The 22832-nt window shown below is 73.4% G+C and carries 21 protein-coding genes and 1 pseudogene; 8 read left to right on the forward strand and 14 right to left on the reverse strand.

What is annotated here, in order from left to right:
* Positions 1–451 precede the first annotated feature (451 nt).
* The gene (locus GA0074704_RS28405) at positions 452–1570 is read right to left on the reverse strand and encodes a glycerophosphodiester phosphodiesterase (RefSeq protein ID WP_088973311.1); all 1119 of its coding nucleotides are present in this window, start codon (positions 1568–1570) and stop codon (positions 452–454) included.
* Positions 1571–1709: 139 nt separating this feature from the next.
* Between GA0074704_RS28405 and GA0074704_RS28410 the strand changes: the two genes are divergently transcribed.
* Together GA0074704_RS28410 and GA0074704_RS28415 are read left to right on the forward strand one after the other, a co-directional pair.
* Positions 1710–3044, forward strand: a complete 1335-nt coding sequence (locus GA0074704_RS28410) for a TrkH family potassium uptake protein (protein WP_088973312.1) — start codon at positions 1710–1712, stop codon at positions 3042–3044.
* On the forward strand, positions 3034–3702 hold the full coding sequence (locus GA0074704_RS28415) for a potassium channel family protein (RefSeq protein ID WP_088973313.1): 669 nt from the start codon (positions 3034–3036) through the stop codon (positions 3700–3702). The genes GA0074704_RS28410 and GA0074704_RS28415 overlap by 11 nt, the downstream gene beginning before the upstream one ends.
* Positions 3703–3707: 5 nt before the next feature.
* Here the strand turns inward: GA0074704_RS28415 and GA0074704_RS28420 are convergent.
* The 6 genes and pseudogenes from GA0074704_RS28420 to GA0074704_RS28445 all read right to left on the reverse strand — a co-directional run bounded on the left by GA0074704_RS28420 (position 3708) and on the right by GA0074704_RS28445 (position 11570).
* Positions 3708–5434 (reverse strand): annotated as a pseudogene (locus GA0074704_RS28420) (protein kinase domain-containing protein).
* Positions 5435–5505: 71 nt separating this feature from the next.
* Positions 5506–7056 carry a fused MFS/spermidine synthase gene (locus GA0074704_RS28425; RefSeq protein WP_088974037.1) on the reverse strand — a complete coding sequence of 517 codons (1551 nt, stop codon included), beginning with the start codon at positions 7054–7056 and terminating at the stop codon, positions 5506–5508.
* Between the two features lie 136 nt (positions 7057–7192).
* On the reverse strand, positions 7193–8002 hold the full coding sequence (locus GA0074704_RS28430) for an inositol monophosphatase family protein (RefSeq protein ID WP_088973315.1): 810 nt from the start codon (positions 8000–8002) through the stop codon (positions 7193–7195).
* Complete coding sequence (locus GA0074704_RS28435) at positions 7995–8447, reverse strand: response regulator (protein WP_088973316.1); 453 nt, start codon at positions 8445–8447, stop codon at positions 7995–7997. Before GA0074704_RS28435 ends, GA0074704_RS28430 begins: the two co-directional genes overlap by 8 nt.
* The gene (locus tag GA0074704_RS28440; RefSeq protein ID WP_231926705.1) at positions 8444–10204 is read right to left on the reverse strand and encodes a sensor histidine kinase; all 1761 of its coding nucleotides are present in this window, start codon (positions 10202–10204) and stop codon (positions 8444–8446) included. The genes GA0074704_RS28435 and GA0074704_RS28440 overlap by 4 nt, the downstream gene beginning before the upstream one ends.
* A gap of 115 nt (positions 10205–10319) precedes the next feature.
* Positions 10320–11570, reverse strand: a complete 1251-nt coding sequence (locus GA0074704_RS28445) for a PP2C family protein-serine/threonine phosphatase (protein WP_377472020.1) — start codon at positions 11568–11570, stop codon at positions 10320–10322.
* Between the two features lie 265 nt (positions 11571–11835).
* Between GA0074704_RS28445 and GA0074704_RS28450 the strand changes: the two genes are divergently transcribed.
* The gene (locus tag GA0074704_RS28450; RefSeq protein ID WP_088973317.1) at positions 11836–14214 is read left to right on the forward strand and encodes a M28 family peptidase; all 2379 of its coding nucleotides are present in this window, start codon (positions 11836–11838) and stop codon (positions 14212–14214) included.
* 189 nt (positions 14215–14403) lie between these two features.
* Here the strand turns inward: GA0074704_RS28450 and GA0074704_RS28455 are convergent, their stop codons facing one another.
* The 4 genes from GA0074704_RS28455 to GA0074704_RS28470 form a co-directional block, all read right to left on the reverse strand.
* Positions 14404–14787, reverse strand: a complete 384-nt coding sequence (locus GA0074704_RS28455) for a glutaredoxin domain-containing protein (protein WP_231926707.1) — start codon at positions 14785–14787, stop codon at positions 14404–14406.
* Positions 14788–15029: 242 nt separating this feature from the next.
* A complete protein-coding gene (locus GA0074704_RS28460) occupies positions 15030–15284 on the reverse strand; it encodes a Smr/MutS family protein (RefSeq protein ID WP_088973319.1) in 255 nt (84 codons plus the stop codon).
* A gap of 93 nt (positions 15285–15377) precedes the next feature.
* Positions 15378–15746, reverse strand: a complete 369-nt coding sequence (locus tag GA0074704_RS28465; RefSeq protein WP_088973320.1) for a tetratricopeptide repeat protein — start codon at positions 15744–15746, stop codon at positions 15378–15380.
* Positions 15747–15826: 80 nt separating this feature from the next.
* Positions 15827–16597 (reverse strand): ROK family protein, encoded by a 771-nt coding sequence (locus GA0074704_RS28470; protein WP_088973321.1) that lies wholly within the window; start codon positions 16595–16597, stop codon positions 15827–15829.
* Between the two features lie 90 nt (positions 16598–16687).
* On the opposite strand from GA0074704_RS28470, the gene GA0074704_RS28475 reads away from it, so the two are divergent.
* From GA0074704_RS28475 to GA0074704_RS28495, 5 genes are all read left to right on the forward strand, one after another.
* Positions 16688–18325, forward strand: a complete 1638-nt coding sequence (locus GA0074704_RS28475; RefSeq protein ID WP_088973322.1) for an ABC-F family ATP-binding cassette domain-containing protein — start codon at positions 16688–16690, stop codon at positions 18323–18325.
* Between the two features lie 38 nt (positions 18326–18363).
* Positions 18364–18684, forward strand: a complete 321-nt coding sequence (locus GA0074704_RS28480) for a hypothetical protein (protein ID WP_088973323.1) — start codon at positions 18364–18366, stop codon at positions 18682–18684.
* 3 nt (positions 18685–18687) lie between these two features.
* Complete coding sequence (locus GA0074704_RS28485) at positions 18688–19098, forward strand: helix-turn-helix domain-containing protein (protein WP_197697577.1); 411 nt, start codon at positions 18688–18690, stop codon at positions 19096–19098.
* 115 nt (positions 19099–19213) lie between these two features.
* On the forward strand, positions 19214–19624 hold the full coding sequence (locus GA0074704_RS28490) for a VOC family protein (RefSeq protein ID WP_088973324.1): 411 nt from the start codon (positions 19214–19216) through the stop codon (positions 19622–19624).
* Positions 19625–19799: 175 nt separating this feature from the next.
* Entirely contained in the window at positions 19800–20525 is a 726-nt protein-coding gene (locus GA0074704_RS28495) for a methyltransferase domain-containing protein (RefSeq protein ID WP_088974041.1), read from the forward strand.
* Between the two features lie 67 nt (positions 20526–20592).
* Here GA0074704_RS28495 and GA0074704_RS28500 read toward each other — a convergent pair whose 3' ends face one another.
* From GA0074704_RS28500 to GA0074704_RS28510, 3 genes are all read right to left on the reverse strand, one after another.
* Entirely contained in the window at positions 20593–21252 is a 660-nt protein-coding gene (locus GA0074704_RS28500) for a hypothetical protein (protein WP_088973325.1), read from the reverse strand.
* Positions 21227–21625, reverse strand: a complete 399-nt coding sequence (locus GA0074704_RS28505) for a PadR family transcriptional regulator (RefSeq protein WP_088973326.1) — start codon at positions 21623–21625, stop codon at positions 21227–21229. Before GA0074704_RS28505 ends, GA0074704_RS28500 begins: the two co-directional genes overlap by 26 nt.
* Positions 21626–21813: 188 nt before the next feature.
* Positions 21814–22818: a LacI family DNA-binding transcriptional regulator gene (locus GA0074704_RS28510; RefSeq protein WP_088973327.1), complete on the reverse strand. Its 1005-nt coding sequence runs from the start codon at positions 22816–22818 to the stop codon at positions 21814–21816.
* Between the last annotated feature and the right edge of the window lie 14 nt (positions 22819–22832).

The raw sequence follows: 22832 nt of genomic DNA on the forward strand, positions 1-22832 counted from the left end.
CCCCTTGTACGTGGGCCATGCCGTGCCAGTATTGGGGTAAATGTCCGAGTTGACTGGGAGTTTCCTGATACGGAGGATCTTTCGCCTACCGATGCCGCGCCGACCCGCACGGCCCCTCGTGGTCGGCCAGTCCGCGACACCGGCGACCACCGTCGAGCGGCCGGTCGCAGAACACCCAGTGTCGTACGCCCTGGGCGTCCTCCGCCGAGACGGTCACCCCGTCGGCGTCCACGCCGGACAAAGGCCGGCGGTCGCAACTCGTCCCGCAGCCTGAGTCGTTCACGCTCTCAAGTCGGTAGGCAGCCGGACCGCTTTCCCGCCCCGCCCGGATCACCGCCCGGCCCGGGCCGACGACCGCCCCGGGCCCGCTGATCACCTAGGGCACCGCCCGCCCGCGCACCGGCCCCGCCACCCCGGGACCGGGAGCGACGGGGCCGGCAGGCGGCGACGGTCAGGCCAGGCCCGCGCGGGCGGCCACGGCGGTGTCCGGCTGGTCGGCGAAGACGCCGTCCAGGCCGAGACCGAGGAAGAGCTCGTACTCGGCGGTGATGTCACCCCGGGCGTTCGGGTCGGCGCCGATCCGGAAGTCGACCGGCAGGAACTGGTTCTCGGCGCGGAACGTCCAGGCGTGCACCAGCAGCTTCTCCCGGTGGGCGTCCGCGATGACCGTGGTCGGGGCGAGCAACCTGCCGGCGGCGTCCCGGGGCACGATCAGGTTCTTGTTCAGACCGACGCCGTCGGCGTACCCGGCGATCCAGGCGAGGCCGGCGGCGGAGGCCAGGTCGACGTAGGTCCGGGCGTCACCGGCGACGGTGAAGTCGTACGGGCGGCCGGTGGCGTCGAGCAGCTGGACCAGCCGTACGTCGATCATGCCGTCCAGCTTGCGCAGGTTGGCGGTCTCGAAGGACTGGATGAAGACCGGGTCGTTGCGGTGGGTCAGCTTGTTGGCCTTCAGCGCCGCCACCAGCGGTTCCTCCAGCGGCAGTCCGATCGAGGCGAAGTAGCTCGGGTGCTTGGTCTCCGGGTAGATCCCGATGGTCCGCTTGCGGGTCCTGGACTCGGTCCGGGCCAGGTCGATGACCTCCTGGAAGGTGGGGATCTCCAGCTTGCCGTCGAAGTCGGTGTTGGTGACCCGCACCTGGGGCAGCCGCTCCTTGGCCCGCAGGGTGCGCAGCTCGGCCAGGGTGAAGTCCTCGGTGAACCAGCCGGTGACCCGCACCCCGTCGATCGTCTTCGTCGCCCGGCGGGCGGCGAACTCGGGGTGGGCGGCCACGTCGGTCGTACCCGAGATCTCGTTCTCGTGCCGGGCGACCAGCACACCGTCCCGGGTCGACACCAGGTCCGGCTCGATGTAGTCGGCACCCATCCGGATCGCCGTCCGGTAGGACTCCAGGGTGTGCTCCGGGCGATAGCCGCTGGCACCGCGGTGGCCGATCACCACCGGCCGCGCGGTGGCCCGGGACCGCTCGGGGCCCGGCTCCGGGTCGGCCGACGCCGCCACCGCCGGCACCACCACGGCCGCCGCCAGCAGCGCCCCGGCCACGCCGAGGACGGAAAGGGTACGTCGCATCGCGCTCTCCTGTCGTCGAGGGATGCGCTCAGCAGACCGGGCGCGGACGTCCGCCAGTTGGTCCACGGCTGACCGACAGGTGAATCTCCGGGATGCGCGTTTCCGCACCCGGCGCCGGGTGGAAAAGGAAGATTGTCTGGTGCGCCGCTTTCTCCGTCACCCGGTGCGGCTGGTGCCGCTCGGGTTCCTGGCGGTGATCCTGCTCGGCACCGGCGTCCTGATGCTGCCCTGGGCGACCAGCCAGCAGCGCTACACCCCGTTCGTCACCGCCCTGTTCACCGCCACCTCCGCCGTCTCAGTCACCGGCATGAACGTGGTCGACACCCCGAACTACTGGAACTGGTTCGGGCTGGTGATGATCACCGTGCTGACCCAGGTCGGCGGCCTCGGCATCCTCACTGGCGCGGCCCTGGTCATCCTCGCCGTCTCCCGACAGCTCGGGCTGCGCAACCGGCTGCTGGTGCAGGCCGAGACCGCCGAGTACGGCATCGCCGACGTACGGTGGCTGCTCGTGCGGATTGCCACCACGGTCCTGGTGACCGAGGCCGTCATGGCCACCGTCCTCACCGGCCGGCTCTGGCTGCGGTACGACTATCCGTTCGGGCGGGCGGTCGGCAACGCCGTGTTCCACTCGGTGGAAGCGTTCAACAACGGCGGCTTCACCCTCTACACCGACGGCCTGATCGGCTTCGCCCGGGACCCCTGGGTGATGTTGCCGCTCTCGATTGGCGCGATCATCGGCGGTCTCGGCTTCCCGGCGCTCTTCGAAGCTGTCCGCGAGCGGCGCAACCCCGCCCACTGGGCGGTCGCGACCAAGCTGACGATCTGGGGCAGCCTGGCGCTGATCGTGTTCTTCGTCGGCTACCTGCTGCTCGCCGAGTGGAACAACCCCTACACCATCGGCACCTACGACGCGGCAGGCAAGATCCTCGCCGGGTTCAGCCAGATCGCACTCAGTCGAACCGGGGGCTTCGACGTGATCGGCATCCGCGGGCTGAGCGAGGAGAGCATCCCGATGTTCATCGCGCTGATGTTCATCGGCGGCGGCAGCGCGAGCACGGCCGGCGGCATCAAGGTCTCCACGTTCTTCCTGCTCGGCTTCGTCATCTGGGCGGAGCTGCGCGGCGAGCCCGACGTGTCGGTCGGCCGCCGCCGGGTCGCCGCGGCCAGCCAGCGACAGGCGCTCACCGTGGCGCTGCTCAGCGTGGCGCTGGTCGGCGCCGGAACGGTCGCGCTGATCATCATCACCACGCAGGTCCGGTTCTACGCCGCCCTGTTCGAGGTGACCTCGGCGTTCAGCACCACCGGCCTCTCCCTCGGGATCGCCCAGCGGTTGCCCGAGGTCGGCCAGTACGTGCTGACCGCCCTGATGTACGTCGGCCGGGTCGGCCCGCTCACCCTCGGGTCGGCGATCGCCCTGAACACCCGGCGCCGGCTGTACCGCTATCCGGAGGAGCAACCCATTGTCGGCTAGCAGAACGGACGACAGCGGTGTCGTGGTGATCGGCCTCGGCCGGTTCGGCTGCCACCTGGCCACGTCGCTGACCCAGCTCGGCCACGAGGTGCTCGCCATCGACCGCTCCGCCGAGCGGGTGCAGCGCTGGTCCCACCAGCTCGACCGGGTGGTGCAGGCGGACTCGACCGAGGAGGGCGCGCTGCGCCAACTGGGTGTCGCCGACTTCCGCCGGGCGGTGGTCGCCATCGGGGCGTCGGTGGAGGCCAGCGTGCTCACCGTGCTGGCCCTGGCCGAGCTGGGCGTACCGCAGATCTGGGCCCGGGCCACCTCGGACAAGCACGCCAAGATCCTGTCCTCGGTCGGCGCGCACCACGTGATCTTTCCCGAGGCGGAGACCGGTGAGCGGGTGGCCCACCTGATCGTCAGCCGGATGCTCGACTTCGTCGAGTTCGACCACGACTTCGCGATCGCCAAGGTCCGCGTACCGCCGTCGCTGGCCGGCCGGTCGCTGCGGGCGCTCGCCCCCGCCGACCGGTACGGGGTGATGGTGGTGGGCGCGAAGGTGCCCGGGGAGCGGTTCCGCTACGCCACCCCGGACACCGTGCTGGTGCCGGAGAGCGTGCTCATCGTGGAGGGGAGCATCGGTCAGGTGCAGCGCTTCGCCGCACTCGGCTGACCTGCTCAGTGCTTCTTGCCCTTACCCTTGCCGCCGCCTCCCCCCTTGCTCTTGCCGGCCTTCATCCTTTTTTTCCCTCACCCTTGCCCTTCTTGCCCTTGGGCTCGGGCTTCGCCTTCGCGGCACCGGACTTTGCACCCGCGGATCCGCCGCCGCCCGACCCGGCCTTCGCCGCGGGCGCCTTGGCAGCGGGCGCCTTGGCCACGGGCGCCTTGGCGGCCGGCGCCTTGGCCACGGGTGCCTTCGGTACCACCACCGGAACCGAACCGGCCACCCCGGCCACCTCCACCCCGCAGGCGGTGTCGCCCAGGCGGAACTCCACCGGCAACGGGTTGCTGCCGGTGTACGAGCCGGTCAGCGTCAACTTGTGGGTGGCGGCCGGCGGCAGGGTGTCCTTCCCGGCCGGCGCGCTGACCTCGACCGTCCGGCCCTCCTGCCGCGCCGGTGTCGGCGTGGCCCGCAGGACCTTCTGCTTGCCCGGGAAGGTGAAGCTCATCGTCCAGCCGCGCAGCTCCCGGTTCCCCGTGTTGGTCAGGGTCAGCTCGGCGGCGAAGTCCTTGCCGGTGTCCCGGCGCAGCACGTAGTCGACCTCGCAGGGGGTCTGCTGGGCGACCCCCATCCCGGCCTCCACCGGCCGGTCCACCCCACCGCTGGCCGGGCTGCGGGAGGTGACCCCCCAGACCCCGGCGGTCACCGCCACCAGACCCGCCGCGGCGACCCCCGCCTCGACCCGCCGCCGCCGGGACACCGCCCGCCGGGCCCGGTTCCGGTCGCGGGCGCCGGAGAACGGCAACGCGTCGGTGTCGGTCGACCACGGCAGGATCGTGGTGCCGGCGCTGGCCAGCAGCGCCGGATCCGTCACCCCCGGCGCCGGGGAGACCGGCACCGGCGCGAGCAGCCCCGCCGCGTCGGCGAGCGTACGGGCCACCTCGGCGGTCGTCGGCCGGTCGGCCGGACGCTTGGCCAGGCAGCGCCGGACCATTCCCGCGATCTCGTCGGGGAGCCCGGCGACCGGCGGCATCGGGTCCGGCTCGTTGTACATGTGCGCCCGGAGCATCTCGGTGGTGGTGCTGGCCTGCCAGGGCAACCGGCCGGTGAGCATCCGGTAGAGCAGCAGGCCGACCGCGTACACGTCGGTGGCCGGGGAGACCTGGCCGTTGTCGAGCCGCTCCGGCGCCAGGTAGGCCGGGGTGCCGAGCAGGTTGCCGTCCGGCCCCTTCTCGCTCTCCCCCACCAGCGCCGAGATGCCGAAGTCGACGACCTTCACCCCCGTCGAGGTGAGCATGACGTTGCCGGGGGTGACGTCCCGGTGCACCACGCCGCGGGCGTGCGCGGTGGCCAGCGCCGAGGCGACCTCCGCCCCGATGGTCACCGCCTCCCGCCAGGGCAGGGGTCCGCCGGAGGCCAACCGCTGGCTCAGCGGGCCGCCGTCGACCAGCTCCATCACCACGTACGGGACGGTCAGCCCGACCTGCTCGGACTCGCCGTAGTCGTACACGTTGGTGATGTTCGGGTGGCAGAGCCGCGCGGCGGCCTGCGCCTCCAACCGGATGCGGTGCCGGAAGGACCGGTCGCTGGCCAGCCGGGAGGCGAGCACCTTGATCGCCACCTGTCGGCCCAGCACCTCGTCGTAACCGCGCCAGACGACGGACATGCCGCCCGCGCCGAGCTGCTCGATCAGCCGGTACCGCTCACCGAGCAGTTGCGCGCCGTTCCGCAGAGCTCCACCCATGGTCCGAGCTTTTGCCCGAGAGCCCCCCGGCTACACCTGGAAGGTCGGAATCGGTCAGAAAAGTCACCCGTTCAGGCGGTGGCGAGCAGTTGGTCCACCGGCGCGTAGTCGTCGGTGAGCACCAGCGCGTCGTCGACGTACTCCGTCAGGGCCGCGCCCTCCAGCAGGCCCGCCGACTCGCGCAACCCGGTGACCCGCCGTTCCAGGGCGTCCACCGGCAGCGGCGCGTCCGAGGCCACGATGACGAAGTTGCTGCCCTGCCGCCCGGCGATCGCGGCCGGCGGGGCGATCAGCGCGACGTGCCGGAACTCGGCGGCTACCGTGGCCAGCTCGCTGCGGATGAACCGGTCCGGCGGATAGTCGATCACGTTCTGCGTGTAGACGCCCCCCGGCCGCAGCACCCGGCGGATCTCGGCGGCCATCTCCCGGGTGGCCAGGTGCCACGGCACCACCAGGTGACCGAACGCGTCCCCGACGATCAGGTCCCGGCTGTCGGTGGCCTCCCCGGCGAGCAGCATCCGGGCGTCGCCCACCACCGCCCGCAGCCCCGGACCGGTCCGCACGCCCAACTCCCGGCGGTCCAGGTCGACCAGGGCGCCGTCGATCTCGAAGACCAGGTTGTCGGTGCCCGGCCGGGTCGCGGTCAGGTAGCGCGGCATGGTGAACCCGCCGCCGCCGAGGTGCAGCGCGTCCAGCCGCCGCCCCTTCGGCGCCGTCTCGTCGGCCACCGCCCCGAACCACTGGGTGTACGCGTACTCCAGGTGGGTCGGGTCGGCCAGGTCGACGTACGAGTGCTGGGCCGAGTTGAGCAGCAGCACCCGCCCCGACGGCCGGTTCGGGTCGGCCTCCACCTTGGCGCAGTGGTACGCCGTCTCGGTGTCGCACGGGTTCGGCGCCACCGCGCTGAGCCCCGCCCCGACCAGACCCAGCACGGCCAGCGTGGCCTTCGTCCGGGCCGGACCGGGCAGTCCCGCCCGCCCCCGCCGCCGCAGGTACGCCCCGAGCGCCAGCCCGGTCACCCCGAGCGCCACCGCCAACGCCAGCACGATCACCGTGCTGGGCAGCGCCGCGACCAGCACGAAACCGGTGACCAGGGTGGCGGTGATGCCGCCGAGGGTGCCGATGCCGGAGAGCCGCCCGACCACCTGGCCGGTGCGGCGCAGGTCGGCGAGCTGCAACTTCACCACCAGCGGGGTGACCGCCGCCAGCAGCGCAGCCGGCACGAACACGGCCAGCGCGGTGAGCAGCAGGATCGCGCTGGCCGCCCCGCCGCGCAGCAGCTCACCGGCGTACCGGACCACGGGCAGGGTGACCGCGGTGGCGATGCCGGCCAGCACCAGGGCGGGCGCCAGCAGGGTGCGCGGGTCCCGCCGGTCGGCCAGCCACCCGCCGGTCCACGCCCCGTACGCGATGGCCGCCAGCGCGATGCCGATCACCGAGCTGGTGACCTGGAGGGTGACCCCGACGTACGGCCCGACCAGGCGCAGCGACACGGTCTCCAGCACCAGCACCGCCCCGCTGGCGAGGAAGACCAGGAAGGCGGCGAGGCCGTCGGGCAGGGCGCGGCCCTCGGCGGGCACGGCCGCGGGCTCGGCCGCGACCTGTGACGATGGGGAGTTCACCGGGGCGATGGTACGCAGCGAACCTGGCCGCTGTGGCCGGTACATCGAAGACGAGCATGGTTTGCGTGTCGCCCGGCGGCCGCACCGCCTGCGGTCGACGGCCGGCGCGGCGGCCGGTCGGCGTCGAGCGCGACGGTCAGTCGGCGACCAGGGCGGCGCGGGCCTCGGCCCAGATCTCCTCGTTGGCGGCCACCAGCAGCCCCCGGCTCTCGTCGGCCGGGTGATAGTCCGTGCCGTCGAACCGGCGGGCCACCCCACCGGCCTCCCGGACCAGCAGGGTGCCCGGCGCGTGGTCCCAGGGCAGGGTGCGCCAGAAGAGCACGAACTGCTGGTCGCCGGTGAGCAGGTCCAGGTATTCCCGGCCGGCGCAGTGCTGGCCGGGGAGCAGCTCGCCGATCCGCTCGCCGCCCGCCTCGGCCGTCGAGCGGGCCGCCGGCGACAGGAACCGGGTCATCGCGGTGCCACGCAGCTCACCGACCGGCGGCACCGCGTCGGTGGTCCGCACCGGCCGCCCGTCCACCACGACGCCCTCACCGGCGCGGGTGGTGGCCAGCGTCCCGGCGAGCGGGTCGAGGATCCAGGCGGCGGCCGGCTCACCCTCGCTCAGCAGCGCCACCATCAGCGCGAACGGCCGCCTACCGGCGGCGAAGTTGGAGGTGCCGTCGATCGGGTCGACCAGCCAGACGTCCCCGCCCCCGCGCAGGTGCCGCAGCAGGCCGGGGTCTTCGGCCACCGCCTCCTCGCCGACCACCACCGAGCCGGGCCGCAGCCGGCGCAGGCCGGCGGAGATCAGCTCCTCGGCCCGCTGGTCGGCCACGGTGACCACCTCGCCGGGGGCCTTCTCGGAGATGTCCGCGTCGTCCAGCTTGCGGAACATCGGCACCACGACGTGGTCGGCGGCCTCGTGCAGCAGGCCGGCGACGTCGTCGAGCAGGGTGTCAGCCACGCGGCGGCAGCTTGACCACGCTGACGAAGAACTCGTCGATCTGCCGCACCACCGAGATGAACCGCTCGAAGTCGACCGGCTTGGTGACGTACGCGTTCGCGTGCAGCTGGTAGCTGCGCAGGATGTCCTCGTCGGCCTGCGAGGTGGTCAGCACCACGACCGGGATCCGGCGCAGCACCTCGTCCTCCTTGATCTCCTCGAGCACCTCACGCCCGTCCCGCCGGGGCAGGTTGAGGTCGAGCAGGATCAGGTCCGGGGTCACCGCGTCCGCGTACGCGCCCTCCTGCCGCAGGTAGGCCAGCGCCTCGGCGCCGTCGGAGACCACGGTCAGCCGGTTGCGGAGCTTGTGCTCCTCGAACGCCTCCTGGGTCATCAACACGTCACCCGGGTCGTCCTCCACGAGCAGGACCTCGATCGGGCTCTTGCCGTCCGCCGGCGCGGTCATCCCACCGTCTCCTTCATGCCACCCGTTGTACCGCCCCGCGGCGTCGGTGCCTGGTCATCTTCGGTCGACACCCCGTCCGGGGCCCCGACCGGCTGTTCCGGCAGGGCCGCCGTCTCGTCATCCCCGGCCGCGGCCGGTCCCGCCGGCGTCTCGTCGGTGGGGGTCTCGTCCTCGGCGGCGGACCGCTCGGCCGCCTCGGCCGCCTCGACGTCCTCCGGCAGCGCCGGGAGGGTGAACCGGATCGCGGTGCCCTCCTCGACGTCGGTGTCCACCCAGACCCGGCCGCCGTGGTACTCCACGATCTTCTTCACGATCGCCAGGCCGATGCCGGTGCCCGGGTACGCGTCCTTGGAGTGCAGCCGCTGGAAGATCACGAAGATCTTGTCGGCGAACTCCGGCTCGATCCCGATGCCGTTGTCCCGGCAGGTGATCTCCCACTCGTCGCCCACCAGCCGCGCCGACACGTGCACCCGGGGCGTGACGTCGGGGCGGCGGAACTTCACCGCGTTGCTGACCAGGTTGGCCAGCAGGTTGGTCAGCAGCGGCTCCTCGCCGCGGATCACCGGCAGCTCGTCCCAGGTCAGCTCGGCGTCGGCGTACTGGCGGGCCGCCTCGGTCTGGCCGGCCACGTCGCCCATCACCTTGTTCAGGTCGACCTCGGTGAAACCCGTGGTGAGCCGGCCGATCCGGGAGAACGCCAGCAGGTCGTTGATCAGCCGCTGCATCCGCTGCGCGCCGTCCACCGCGAAGGCGATGTACTGGTCGGCCCGCTCGTCGAGCTGCCCCGCGTAGCGGCGCTGCAACAGCTGGCAGAAGCTGGCCACCTTGCGCAGCGGCTCCTGGAGGTCGTGCGAGGCGACGTACGCGAACTGCTCCAGGTCACGGTTGGAGCGGGTCAGCTCCTCGGCCTGCTTCTGGAGCTGGCTGTTGACCCACTCGATCCGCTCGCGGGCCTCGCGTACCTCGGCCAGGTCCCGGGCGATCTTCTGCCGCATGGCGTCCACGTCCACCGCGAGCCGGCGGAACTCCGGTGGACCGCTGCCGTCGATGTGGTGCTGGTAGTCGCCCTCGGCCACCTCCCGCACCTGGAGCGCCAGCCCGGTCAACGGCCCGATCACCATCCGTTGCAGTGCCAGGACCAGGGCCACGCCGGTCACCACCACCACCACGGCGGCGATGATCAGCAGCACGACCAGCAGATTGCCGGTCCGCTCGATGTCCCTGGCACCGTTCTCGCGGGCCCGCAGGATCTCCGCCTGGAGATCAGCCACGCTGGCCCGGACCTGGTCGAACTGCTGCCGGGCCTGGTCGGTGATCAGCGCCTGCCCGGCGGCGGTGCCGCTGCGCCCGGTGGTGGTGATCACCGGCTGGGCGACCGACTGCCGCCAGGCGTCCGCCCGCTGCCGGGAGACCCGCAGGTCGGCGACGATACCCGGATATCCGGCGCCCAGCTCCTCGATCTTCGCGACGGTGTCCCGCTCCTTGGCGAGCCCCTTCTGGTACGGGGCCAGGTCGGCCGGACTGCCGCTGACCGCGTACCCGCGGACGCCGGTCTCCTGGTCGAGGAGCGCGTTGAGCAACTCCTGCCCCTGCACCCGCAGCGGCCCCGTCCTGGTCAGCACCGCGTCGGTGTACTGCCGGTTCTTGGCGGCCACCCCCGCCTCGGCCACGGCCAGCCCGAGCAGCAAGGCGCCGACCACGGTCAGCATCGCGAGCACCCGCCGGCGCAGGGTCCACCCCTGGCGGTACGTGTTCACAGCGCCACCTTCGTTCGCGACTGCGGGGCTCGCAAACCCGGCTCACTCCTCGCGCTCACCGGGGCCACCTTCGTTCGCGACTGCGGGGCTCGCAAACCCGGCTCACTCCTCGCGCTCACCGGCCGCCGCCCCTGGTCACCAGCAGCATCGCCACGTCGTCGGCGAGCGGGCCGCCGTTGATCTGCTCGGCCCGGCCGACCAGCCAGGCGGGCAACTCGGGCAGCGGGACCGCACGGTTGGCCGGCTCGGTCAGCAGGCCGGCCAGCCCCGGCACGTCGAGCCGTTCGTCGCCGTCGCCCACCCGCCCCTCGATCAGGCCGTCGGTGTACATCAGCAGGGACCAGTCATCGGTGGCGAACTCCAGGTCGAAGGCGACAGGCCGGCGTGGCCGTACGCCGAGCAGCAGCCCACCCCGCGCGGGCACCGGCGCGACCTTACCCGCGGAGAGCAGCAGCGGTGGCGGGTGGCCCGCCAGCCGGACGGTGGCCCGGTTGGCGGCCAGGTGCAGCCGGGCGGTGGCCACGGTGGCGAAGATCTCCTGCAGCCGGCGCTCGCTCATCAGCACCTGCTCCAGGGCGGGCAGCACCTCGTCGTCCGGCACCCCGGCCAGGATCAGCGCCCGCCAGGCGACCCGCAGCTCGACGCCGAGCGCCGCCTCGTCCACCCCGTGCCCGCAGACGTCGCCGACGATCAGGTCCACCCGGTCCGGCCGGGTCTGCACCACGTCGTAGAAGTCCCCGCCGATCAGCGCGGCGTGCCGGCCGGGGCGGTAGAAGGTGTGCACCGACACCTCGTCGGTGCTCATCAGCGGCTGGGGCAGCAGGCCGCGCTCCAGGCGGGCCGACTCGGCCTGGCGCAGCTCCACCTCGCGCAGCCGGCGGGCGTTCTCGTCGGCCCGCTTGCGCTCCACGGCGTACCGCAGCGCCCGGGTCAGCAGCACCCCGTCGACCTGGCCCTTGACCAGGTAGTCCTGGGCGCCCTCGGCGACCGCGACGATGCCCAGGTGCTCGTCGGAGCGGCCGGTGAGCACGCAGACCGCGGCGCCGCTGGACATCTCCAGCACCTGGCGCAGCCCGTCCAACCCCTGGGCGTCCGGCAGGCCCAGGTCGAGCAGGACGCAGTCCACGCCCATCACCCGCTGCCGGGCCTCGCTGAGGCTGGTGGCGACGAGCAGGTCGATCATCGAGTTGGTCTCGGCGAGCAGCTCGCCGACCAGGAAGGCGTCGCCCTCGTCGTCCTCCACCAGCAGGACCCGCAGCCGCTCGCCGGGCGGCAGCCCGGTGCGGTGCCCGACCTCGCTGCGCGCGACGGCCCGGGGCACGACGGAGGAACCGGTCACACCGGTCCCCCGGTTCGGCCGGGTCACCGCCGCGAGTCGCGGTAGTTCGCTGCTGATGTCGGGCTCCTTCCGAGTGCCCTGCTGATCCTGTATTAGACAACGGTCGCACACAACACGACGGCGTCGGCACGTGCGGTAGGCGACCCGGGTGATCGGGCACAGCCCCCACCCGGTGAGCGTCGCCGCCCGGCCGGTCGTTACGGTTCCGCCCCGATCACCGGCGGGTGCTGCCGCGCCGCCCGTACGGCGGGCAGGATGATCCCCACCCCCGCACCACCCCCGAGGAGTCCCCGTGGGCGCACCCCCCACCCGCGCCGCCGACCGGGCGTTCAGCCGCCCGCGCCGGCGCGCGCTCGCCGCCGTCGCCGCGCTCGCCGCCCTGCTCGCCGTCGGCGCCGCCGTCCTGGTCGACCTGGGCACCCCGACGCCCCGACCGGCGGACGCGCCGGCCGGCGAGTTCAGCGCCGGACGCGCGTACGAGAACGTCAAGGTGATCGCCGCCCGGCCGCACGTGGCCGGCAGCCCGGCGGGCGACCAGGTCCGCGCGCACGTCGAGGGGGTGCTGCGCGGCCTCGGGCTGGAGACCACCGTCCAGGACACGGTGGCCCCGGAGGCCGGGCAGCTCAGCGGCGCGGCCGGCGGCGCCACCCTGGCCCGGGTCCGCAACGTGGTGGCCCGGCTCCCCGGCACCGACCCGACCGGCCGGGTCTTCCTGGTCGCCCACCACGACTCGGTGCAGTCCGGGCCGGGCGGCAACGACGACGCGGCCGGCACCTCGACCATCCTGGAGGTGGCCCGGGCGCTGGCCGCCGGGCCGCGCCCCCGCAACGACGTGGTCTTCGTGCTCACCGACGCCGAGGAGGCGTGCCTCTGCGGCGCGTCCGCGTTCGCCGCCGACGACCCGCTCGCCGACGACGGCGGCGTGGTGCTCAACCTGGAGGCGCGGGGCGCCACCGGCCCGGTGATCATGTTCGAGACGTCGCGGAACAACGCCGCCCTGGTGGACGTCTTCGGCCGGGCCGCGCCGCACCCGGTGGGCACCTCGTTCGCGGTGGAGATCTACCGGGCGCTGCCCAACGACACCGACTTCACCGCGTTCCTCGACCACGGCTTCGTCGGGCTGAACTCCGCCTACATCGACGGCGGCGCGATCTACCACACCCCGCTGGACACCCCCGCCGCGATGGACCGGGGCAGTCTCCAGATGCACGGCGACAACGCGCTCGGACTCGCCCGCGAGTTCGGCCGCACCGACCTCAAGGCGCTGCGCGCCGGGCACGACGCCACCTACTTCCCCGTCCCCGGTGGGCTGGTCCGCTACCCGGGCTGGCTGACCCTGCCGCTGGCCCTGCTCGCGCTGCTCGCCGTGGCGGCGCTCGGCTGGCTCACCGTGCGGCGCGGGCGGGCCACCGGCTGGGGCCTGGCCGCCGGCTTCGGGCTGGCGCTGGCGCCGATCCTGCTCGCCCCGATCGCCGCCCAGCTGCTGTGGGCCGGGATCACCACGATCCGCCCCGGCTACGCCGAGCTGCTCGACCCGTACCGGCCGACCTGGTACAGGCTCGCCGTGGTGGCGCTCGCCGCGACGATCCTGCTCGCCTGGTACGCGCTGGCCCGCCGCCGGTTCGGCCCGGCCGCGCTGGCCTTCGGCGGGCTGGCCTGGCTGGCCGTACTCGGGGTGCTGCTGGCCGTCCTGGTGCCCGGCGGGGCGTACCTGGCCACCCTGCCCGCGCTGGCCGGCACGCTCGCCGGCCTGGTCGCCCTGGCCACCCGGGTCGACGGCCCGTGGCCGGTGGTGGCGGTGACCCTGGCCGGCGCAGTCGGCGTACTCATCCTGCTGCCCACGGTGGTGCTGCTCTTCCCGGCGCTCGGCATGGCGATGGGCGGCGTGGCGGCGCTCTTCGCGGTGCTGCTCGGACTCGCCGCGCTGCCGGTGCTCGACCTGCTGCACCCGGCCGCCGGCGGGCAGCGCGGGATGGTCGCGCTGCGCGCCCGCCGGGCCGGCGCGGTGCCGGCCCTCGCCGCCGGGCTCGCCGCCGTGGTGCTCGCCGGGGTCGGCCTGGCCGTCGACCGATTCGACGCCGCCCACCCGGTGCCCACCCACCTGATGTACGCCCTGGACGCCGGCACCGGCCAGGCCCGCTGGCTCAGCCACGAGGACGACCCACAGCCCTGGACCGACGGGTACGTCGACGGCACGGTCTCCGTCGCCGACGACTTCCCGGGGCTGGGCGACGGCGAGCTGCGCGCCGGAAAGGCGCAGGCGGCGGACCTGCCCGCCCCGAAACTGGAGGTGCTCGCCGACACCAACGCCGGTGACCAGCGGACCCTGCGGCTCCGACTCACCCCGCAACGCCCGGTACGGCTGGCCACCCTGCACGTCGACACCGGCACCGCCACGGTGAGGACGGCGACGGTGGCCGGCCGGGACGTGCCGATCAAGGCGCGCGACGGCAGGTGGGGCTTCGGGATCGTCTTCCACGCCCCGCCGCCGGAGGGCATCGAGGTGACCCTCACCCTGGAACCGAAGGCCGGTCAGGTGACGCTGCGGGCGATGGACGCCAGCGACGGGCTGGCCGGGGTGCCGGGCTTCCGCACCCGGCCGGCCGACGTGGGCGTGGTCGGGTCGCACAGCTCGGAGATGCTGGCGGTGGCGAAGACGTACCAGTTCTGAGGGTCAGCGCACCCAGGGCCGCAGCTTCCCGGGTTGCGGACCGCCCAGATCCGGGTGACCCGGCCGTCGACGACGTCGAACGACGCCGGCCGGGTCACCGCCTCAGCCCCGATACACACCCAAGAATGGAACCCTCATTTTTGAGTGCATCGCGCGGAGCAGGGTCGTGCAGCGCCCGGTCGGCTCATGTCACCCGATCGCACGTAGCCGGGCCTGCAGCCAACCGGGGTCAGGGTTGACGAACGCCTGCCCCCGCACCACGACGGTCGGCACCGTCTCGTTGCCGCCCGCCGCCGCCCGGACCACGGCCGCGCCGGCCGGGTCACTCCAGATGTTCACCCAGGAGAGCAGCCGGGCGTCCCGACCCAGTCGGGCTCGCAGTCGGAGGCAGTAGGGGCATCCGGGCCGCCAGTAGACAACCGGCCGGCCGTCGTCGGCGCCGTCCTCCGCCGCCGCGTCACCCGACGACCGCGGAAAGGGTAGCGGCGACAGCAGCACCGCCAGCACGACGAAGAGCAGGAGTTGGACGGTGCCGGCCGCGGGAGAACCCCCGGCGAACGAAGTGGTCGCCACGGCCACGCCGCATGCCAGCATTACCCCCGCAAGCCCCCAACTTCGCCGCATGCCGCGCACCCTACCCACGCCGACAGCTGGCGGCCCCACCGGCAGCGGCCAGCCTCGGGACGCGGTCAGGTGGTAACGCCGGCGGCGCTGCGGCAACCTCGCGGCGATCGGGTCCGCCACGAACTACTCGCCCTCGTCGGGGACACCCCAGGCGTGGATCTTCGGCATCGCCCGGAACGTCGTTGCGGGTGCTACTTGTGGCGGAAGTGGACGAAGAGGCGGCCGAAGTTCTTCGAATCCTTCTCCACCCGGTGGTAGAGCTGCTTGACGTCCTTCTGGTCGAGGAAGCGCAGCACCTTCTTCTTCAGCGCGCCGGAACCCTTGCCAGGGATGATCTCCACCAGGGTGGCCTTCTTCGCCACCGCCTCGTCCATGATCCCGCGCAGCGCGCGGTCGATGTCGTGGCCCTTGTTGTAGATGTCGTGGAGATCCAGCTTGAGCTTCACCCACCCATCGTAGGCACGCCGGACGGCGGGAGCCGGACACGGCGAAGGGCAGCCCCTCGGGGCCGCCCTTCGCCGTGCCGTGCGGGTGGTTCGTCAGCGACCGAGGCCGACCCGGGTCTCCACCCGACGCAGCGCGGTCGTGTAGTCGTCGTTGGTCGAGTACATCGCCGCGGCGATCCGCAGGTGCCGCAGCGCGTCGGCGTGCCGGTTCATCCGCTCCAGCGTCCGCCCCAGCACGTGGTGCGCGTAGTGGTCGCTCGGGTCCCGGTCGACCAGCTCGCGCAGCTGCTCCTCCGCCCGGTTGAGCTGGGCGGACTGGAAGTACGCCCGGGCCAGCAGCTGCCGTACCGAGGAGTTGCCGGGCTCGGCCTCGACGATCGGCTCGAGCAGCCGGGCCGCTCCGGTCGGGTCACCCGCCTCGAAGAACATGGTCGCCCGCCGGTAGTCCGCCAGAAGATCCATCCGACCCACCCCCTCGTTCCGCGTCGTACTGTTCCGACGCTGGCACAACATCAGCCGTACCGCGAGTGTTCCCGGCGGCGTCAGTGGGTGGGGTCGTACCGGTCGCCGACCAGGTCCCAGGCCCGGACACCACCGACGATCCCGGCCGTGTTCGGTACGACCACCACGTCGTCACCCATCCGGGCCAGCTGCTCCGGCCGGATCAGTCGCGAGTTCCCGCCGCCCAGATAGAGCCGGTCCCAGCGGAACACCGGCCGCAACCCCTCCACCACCTGCCGGATCCGCCGGGACCAGAACGCGTCGCCGAGCCGCCGCCGCTCCGGCTCCCCGACGTACGTGTCGTAGGTGGTGTTCCAGCGCACCGGGGCGTGCGACAGCTCCAGGTGCGGTGCCAGCACCCCGCCGTCGAAGAGCGCGCTGCCCAGCCCGGTGCCGAGGGTCAGCACCAGCTCGCAGCCCGTCCCGGCGACCACCCCGGCGCCGTGCACCTCGGCGTCGTTGAGCACCAGCGCCGGCACCCCGAACGCGTCGGCGAGCGCGCTGCGGGCGTCGTACCCGGACCACTCGGCGGAAAGCTCCGGGTCGACCTTGCTGCGCGGACCGGACCGGGTCACGTAGTGCGGCGTCGCCACCACCACCCCGTGCCGGATCATGCCCGGCATGCCGACCGTCACCCGGTCCGCGGCCGGGAGCCGGCCACCCAGCTCCACCAGCGTCTTCACGAACAACACCGGCGGCAGCGGGTACGGCGTGGGCACCCGCAGCGGCCGGGCACGCATCGTCCCCGCGGCGTCGAGGACGGACGCCTTGATCCCCCCGCCCCCGCAGTCGATCGCCAAAGTCGTCACCACCTGAGTGAGTCTGCCTCGTGTCCCGGCCGTCGGTGCCCCGGAACCGCTGTTGCGAAAGGGGCCCTCCGTCGACCGGATAGGGTCGGCGCGATGAGCGCGACGATGGTGGTCAAGGGGCTGGCGGCGGGGCACGGGGAGCGGGTGCTCTTCGCCGACCTGGATCTGGTCGTGGCGCCCGGGGACGTGGTGGGGCTGGTCGGGGTGAACGGGGCCGGCAAGTCGACGCTGCTGCGTACCCTCGCCGGGCTCCAGCCGGTGGAGCTGGGCGCCGTCTCGCTGAGCCCGCCCACGGCCACCGTCGGCTACCTGCCGCAGGAGCCGGAACGGCGGCCGGGCGAGACCGTCCGCGACTTCCTGGCCCGGCGTACCGGGGTCACCGCGGCGCAGGCCGCGCTGGACGCCGCCACCGAGGCGCTCACCGCCGGTACGCCCGGGGCTGACGACGCGTACGCCGGGGCGCTGGAGCGCTGGCTCGACCTGGGCGGCGCCGACCTGGACGAGCGGGCCGGGCAGGTGGCCGCCGAACTGGGCCTCGGGGTCGACCTGGACCACCCGATGACCGCGCTCTCCGGCGGCCAGGCGGCCCGGGCCGGGCTGGCCTCGCTGCTGCTCAGCCGGTACGACGTCTTCCTGCTCGACGAGCCCACCAACGACCTCGACCTGGCCGGCCTGGAACGGCTGGAACGGTTCGTCACCGGGCTGCGCGCCGGCACCGTGCTGGTCAGCCACGACCGGGAGTTCCTCACCCGCACCGTCACCCGGGTGCTGGAGCTGGACCTGCCGCAGCAGCAGATCCGGCACTACGGCGGTGGTTACGCGGCGTACCTGGAGGAGCGGGAGGTGGCCCGCCGGCACGCCCGCGCCGACTACGAGGAGTACGCCGACACCCGGGCGGCCCTGGAGGCACGGGCCCGCACCCAGCGCGCCTGGATGGAGAAGGGCGTCAAGAACGCCCGCCGCAAGGCCACCGACAACGACAAGATCGGCCGCAAGTTCCGCGCCGAGTCGACCGAGAAGCAGGCCGCCAAGGCCAAGCAGACCGCCCGGCTGATCGAGCGGCTGGAGGAGGTCGAGGAGCCGCGCAAGGAGTGGGAGCTGCGGATGGAGATCGCCGCCGCGCCCCGGGCAGGGGCGGTGGTGGCCTCGCTGCGCGGCGCGGTGGTCCACCGCGGTTCCTTCACCCTCGGCCCGGTGGACCTCCAGATCGACTGGGCCGACCGGGTGGCGATCACCGGGGCGAACGGCTCCGGCAAGTCCACCCTGCTCGCCGCCCTGCTCGGCCGGCTGCCGCTGGACGCCGGGCACGCCGCGCTCGGCCCCGGGGTGGTGGTCGGCGAGGTCGACCAGGCCCGGGGGCTGTTCCTCGGCGACCAGCCGCTGCTCGACGCGTTCGGCGCCGCCGTACCCGACATGTCGCCGGCGGACGTGCGGACGCTGCTGGCCAAGTTCGGCCTCCGCGCCGGCCACGTGCTGCGGCCGGCGGCGACCCTCTCCCCCGGCGAACGGACCCGCGCGGCCCTGGCCCTGTTGCAGGGGCGTGGGGTCAACCTGCTGGTGCTCGACGAGCCCACCAACCACCTGGACCTGCCCGCCATCGAGCAGCTGGAGTCGGCGTTGGCCTCCTACCGGGGCACGCTGCTGCTGGTCACCCACGACCGGCGGATGCTGGACGCGGTGCAGGTGGGCCGGCGGCTGCGGGTCGACGGCGGACGGATCGCCGAACACTGATCCGTGCCGAGCGGGCCACACCGGGTGAGAATGACCCCATGCTCAAGTGGGAGTACGCGTTGCTGGTCCGCCGCCGCCAGGCCGCCACCACCGACATCGGCTGGGAGATCGTCTTCATCTGGTACGGCCCGGACGGCTCGATGGTCGACGTCACGCCCTACGGCGACACCGCGCTGGCCCACCTGAACCGGGCCGGTGACCAGGGCTGGGAGCTGGTGTCGATGAGCGAGGACCCGTCCCTGCCCGGCAACAACGAGCTGCACCGCTACCACCTCAAGCGGCCCAAGGCGCCCGCCCCGCAGCCCCGCCAGCGGATGCGGCCCGGCGGCCGTACCGTCCGGCGGAGCGTCTCCGGCTGAGCCGTGGGCACGTCCGCGCCGCTCGCCCGGCACCTGCTGCGGGTCCGCGACCACATCGACCGGTCGTACGCCGACCCGCTGGACGTACCGGCGCTGGCCCGCCGCGCCCACGTGTCCCGGGCGCACTTCACCCGCAGCTTCGTCGCCGCGTTCGGGGTGACCCCGCACCGCTACCTGCTCACCCGGCGGCTGGAACGGGCCAAGGCCCTGCTGCGCGACGGGGATCTCACGGTCACCGAGGTCTGCCTGGCGGTCGGCTTCACCAGCCTGGGCTCGTTCAGCACCCAGTTCCGCCGCTTCGTCGGCGAGAGCCCGAGCGGGTACCGGGCCGGGGCGGTGGCGCGGCGGGCGGAGCTGGCCCGGCTGCCGGCCTGCCTGGTACGCGCATGGAGCCGGCCGGCGCAGCCGGTCTGAGCGTTCCGGCCGGCCCGGCCTGAGCACTCCTGCCCGGGCCTGAGCGTTTTCGAGAAGCCCACCGGCCGTCGCGCTCCCTAGTCTCCGAGGTGCGACGAGAGTGGAGGGAAAACCGATGATCAAGGGTGTCGGTCTGGTCTGCGTCATGGTCTTCGACCAGGACGTGGCGTACGACTTCTACGTGAACAAGCTGGGCATGAAGGTGGGCTTCGACGCGCCCATGGAGGGCGGCGGCCGGTGGCTGCTGGTGCACGCCCCGGCGCAGCCCGAGGTGCCGATCATGCTGGCGGTGCCCGGCCCGCCGGTGATGGACGAGGAACGGGCGGTCAAGGTCCGCGAGCTGGTCTCGCTGGGCATGATGGGTCCGGGTGCGCTGGCCACCGACGACTGCTGGGCGACGTACCGGGAGCTGTCGGCGAAGGGCGTGGAGTTCACCGAGGAGCCGTCGGAGCGCTTCTACGGCATCGACGCCGGCTTCCGCGACCCGTTCGGCAACCACTGGCGGCTCACCCAGACCAAGGTCTGACCGCCGCCCGGCCGCCGGCCCGCGGGCGGCCCGCGCTCCGGTCGCGCGCCCGCGGGCGGTCCGCGCTCCGGTCGCGGGCCCGCGGGCGGTCCGGGCCCGCTGCCCGGGTACGGCCGGGACGAGCTGGGCATACCGGGAGCGAATGCGGGTAACGGCGGGCCGGGAGGTGGCCCGGATGGTCGCGATGGCACCGAATCCGCCCTCGGCCGAGCGGCTGCGGGCGGTGGACGGTTTCCTCACCGAGGCGTGGACCGAGCAGGCCCGGCACGACGAGCGGCTCCGCGGGCTGTCCGTGGAGGTGCGCTTCGACGGCGGGGTGGCCCACGTCGAGGGCGAGGTCGACGAGCCGGCCCAGGTGCGGCTGGTCCGCGACCTGGTGGGCCGGCTGGCCGGGGTCTACGCGGTCTGGTGCCGGGTCCGGGTGGCCGGCCGGGACCCGGTGGTGGTGGACCTGGGCTGCGGCGGCCAGAAGCAGTGGCCGGGCAACCTTGGCCTGGACATCTTCCCGGCTCCCGGGGTGGACGCCGTCGCCGACCTGTCCGGCTCGCTGCCACTGGCCGACGACTCGGTTGACGTGCTCTTCGCGGTGCACATCCTGGAGCACCTGATCGACTTCCTGCCGCTGGTGGACGAGTGCCACCGGGTGCTGCGGCCGGGCGGCGTCCTGCACGTGATGAGCCCGTGGTGGCGGCACGTCAACGCGGTGGCCGACCCGACCCACGTGCGCTTCCTCGACGTACAGACGTTCAAGGGTGTCTGCGGCCAGCGCCCGCCCGGCACGCCCCGCTGGTACCCGCTGCACGCCGGCTGCGACGGCGCCAGCATCTTCGCCGACCTCACCCCGCTCCCGCCCGACGCCGACCCGCCCACCCGAACCCACCAGGCCCGCTTCTTCGACTAGGGCCCGGCTCAGCCACCCGCTGCCGAGGACCGGGCGGAGGGCTCCCGGGACCGCCGCGTCGGCCGGCTCACCGCGCCGCCGTCACGGACCAGCGACGGGCCAGCGCCGTCGCGGCGAGGAAGGCAGCGAGGACGATCGCCGCCTCGGTCCCGATCACCAGTGGGGTGAGCGGGAAGTCGAGCGCCCAGCCGAACGCGGCAGCGGCGACGATCGCGACGGCGACAGCGGGCGGCAGCAGTAGCGTCATCCGCGCCGCCGTGTGGCGGATGCGGGGCGCATCGCGCAGGGCCACGCGCACGGCGAGAGCGGCGCCGGCGACGACGACCGCCGCGACGCCGGCGTAGAAGACGCCAGCGGCGAGCCACACCGGCACCCGCACGTCCCGCGGCAGGTCGAATGCCGCCACGAACACCTCGTGCAGGCCGACGGCCGCGACGTATCCCACGACGAGGGCGAGGACCCCGCCCGCGCTCGCCACGCCGAGCACCTGGCCGTACCGGGGTGGGGTCCGCTCCACGCCGGCCTCCTCGGCGAGCCGCAGCGCGAACCCGGCGGGGTCGGCGCCGAGGAGCTCCGCGGGATCGAGCCCGTCGACGGCCGCCGCCTCCAGCTCGGTACGCAGGCCGGCGGCGAGGGTCGCCCGGTCGCGGCGGTGGACGCCGAGGGCGCGCCACTGCCGGTCGGCGGCGGCGAGAAGGTGGTCAACGGCCGACGTCGACGTGCTCATGGTCGTCTCCTGGGTTCGATGGACGGACGGCGAGCGTCTCGTTCACGACGCTCACGAACTGGAACCACTGCTCCCGCCAGGCGCGCAGCCGATCATGGCCGGCATCGGTGAGCCGGTGGACCTTGCGGGGTGGGCCGCTGGGGCTGGGCTGAAGCGCGTTGGCGACGAGTCCCAGGCGGTGCAGTCGGGTGATCAACGGATAGACGGTGCCGTAGCTGACCGTTCCGAAACCGGCGGCCTCGAGCCGGCGGACGAGCTCGTAGCCGTGCGCCGGCTCGGCGGCGAGCAGCGCGAGCAGGCACATGTCCAAGGATCCGCGCAGCAACTGGGCCTGCCGCTCGCCCGAGTCGTCCGATCCACCCGCCGCTACCATGCGACACATAATACGCCCACTACCATGCACCACCTAGTACCTCCTCAAGAAAAACCCACCCCAGCCCCCAACCCCGGCCAACGCGAGTTGATCATGAAGTTAGCGGCACGACACGCCGGCGGGAGTGGCGCTAACTTCATGATCAACCGGGTGGAGCGGGTTGGAGCGCGGGGTGGGGTGGGGTGGGGTTAGGGGTGGGTGGATTCTCTGGGGGTCAGGTGGTGGGGGGCGGTCAGTTCCCTGGGGGGAGCTTCGCGGTCGGTGGCGAGGCGGCCGGCGAGGAGTTCGACGGCGAGGCGGGCGATCTGTTCCTTGTCGGGGGAGACGGTGGTGAGGGTGGGGACGCTGAACCGGCCGTCCTCGATGTCGTCGAAGCCGGCGACCGCCACGTCGTCGGGCACCTTCAGGCCGGCCTCGTGCAGGGCCCGTAGCGCGCCGAGGGCCAGGGTGTCGTTGAAGCAGAAGACGGCGTCGGGGCGTACGCCGGAGGCCAGGAGCTGGCGCATCGCGGCGGCGCCGTCCGCGCGGTGCCAGACCGACGCGGGCGCCACCAGCCGCTCGTCGTAGTCGATGCCGGCCTCGGCCAGTGCGGTGGTGTAGCCGGCGAGGCGGAGCCGGGCGCTGGCCCCCTCGGGGGTGCGCTGGGCGCCGATGGCGGCGATCCGGCGGCGGCCGAGCCCGATCAGGTGGGCGGTCATCTCCCGGGCGGCGGTGACGTTGTCGATCGCCACGTGATCGGCCGGGCCGTGGTCGACCCGCTCGCCGAGCAGCACCGTGGGCAGCCCGTCCAGGCCGGCGAGGTCGTCGGCGGTGAGCGCCAGCGGGCTGAAGATCAACCCGTCGATCATGTGGTCGCCGATCCCGGCGGCGGCGACGCGCTCCTGCTCCCGCCGACCGCCGGTCTGGTCGATGAGCACCGTCCAGCCGTGGTCGGCGGCGGCGGCCACGACGTGCCGGGCCAGCTCGGCGAAGTACGGGATGTCCAGTTCCGGCACGGCCAGGGCGATCACCCCGGTACGCCCCTTGCGTAGGTTGCGTGCCGAGAGGTTGGGCCGGTAGTTCAGCTCGGCGATGGCCTCCTCGACCCGCGCGCGGGTGTCCGGCTTCACGTGCAGGTAGCCGTTGACCACGTTGGAGACGGTCTTGACCGAGACTCCGGCCCGTTCGGCCACGTCCTTCAGCCTGTGTCGCACGACCTCGTCCTCCC

The organism is Micromonospora siamensis (genome assembly GCF_900090305.1).
GTDB lineage: Bacteria > Actinomycetota > Actinomycetes > Mycobacteriales > Micromonosporaceae > Micromonospora > Micromonospora siamensis.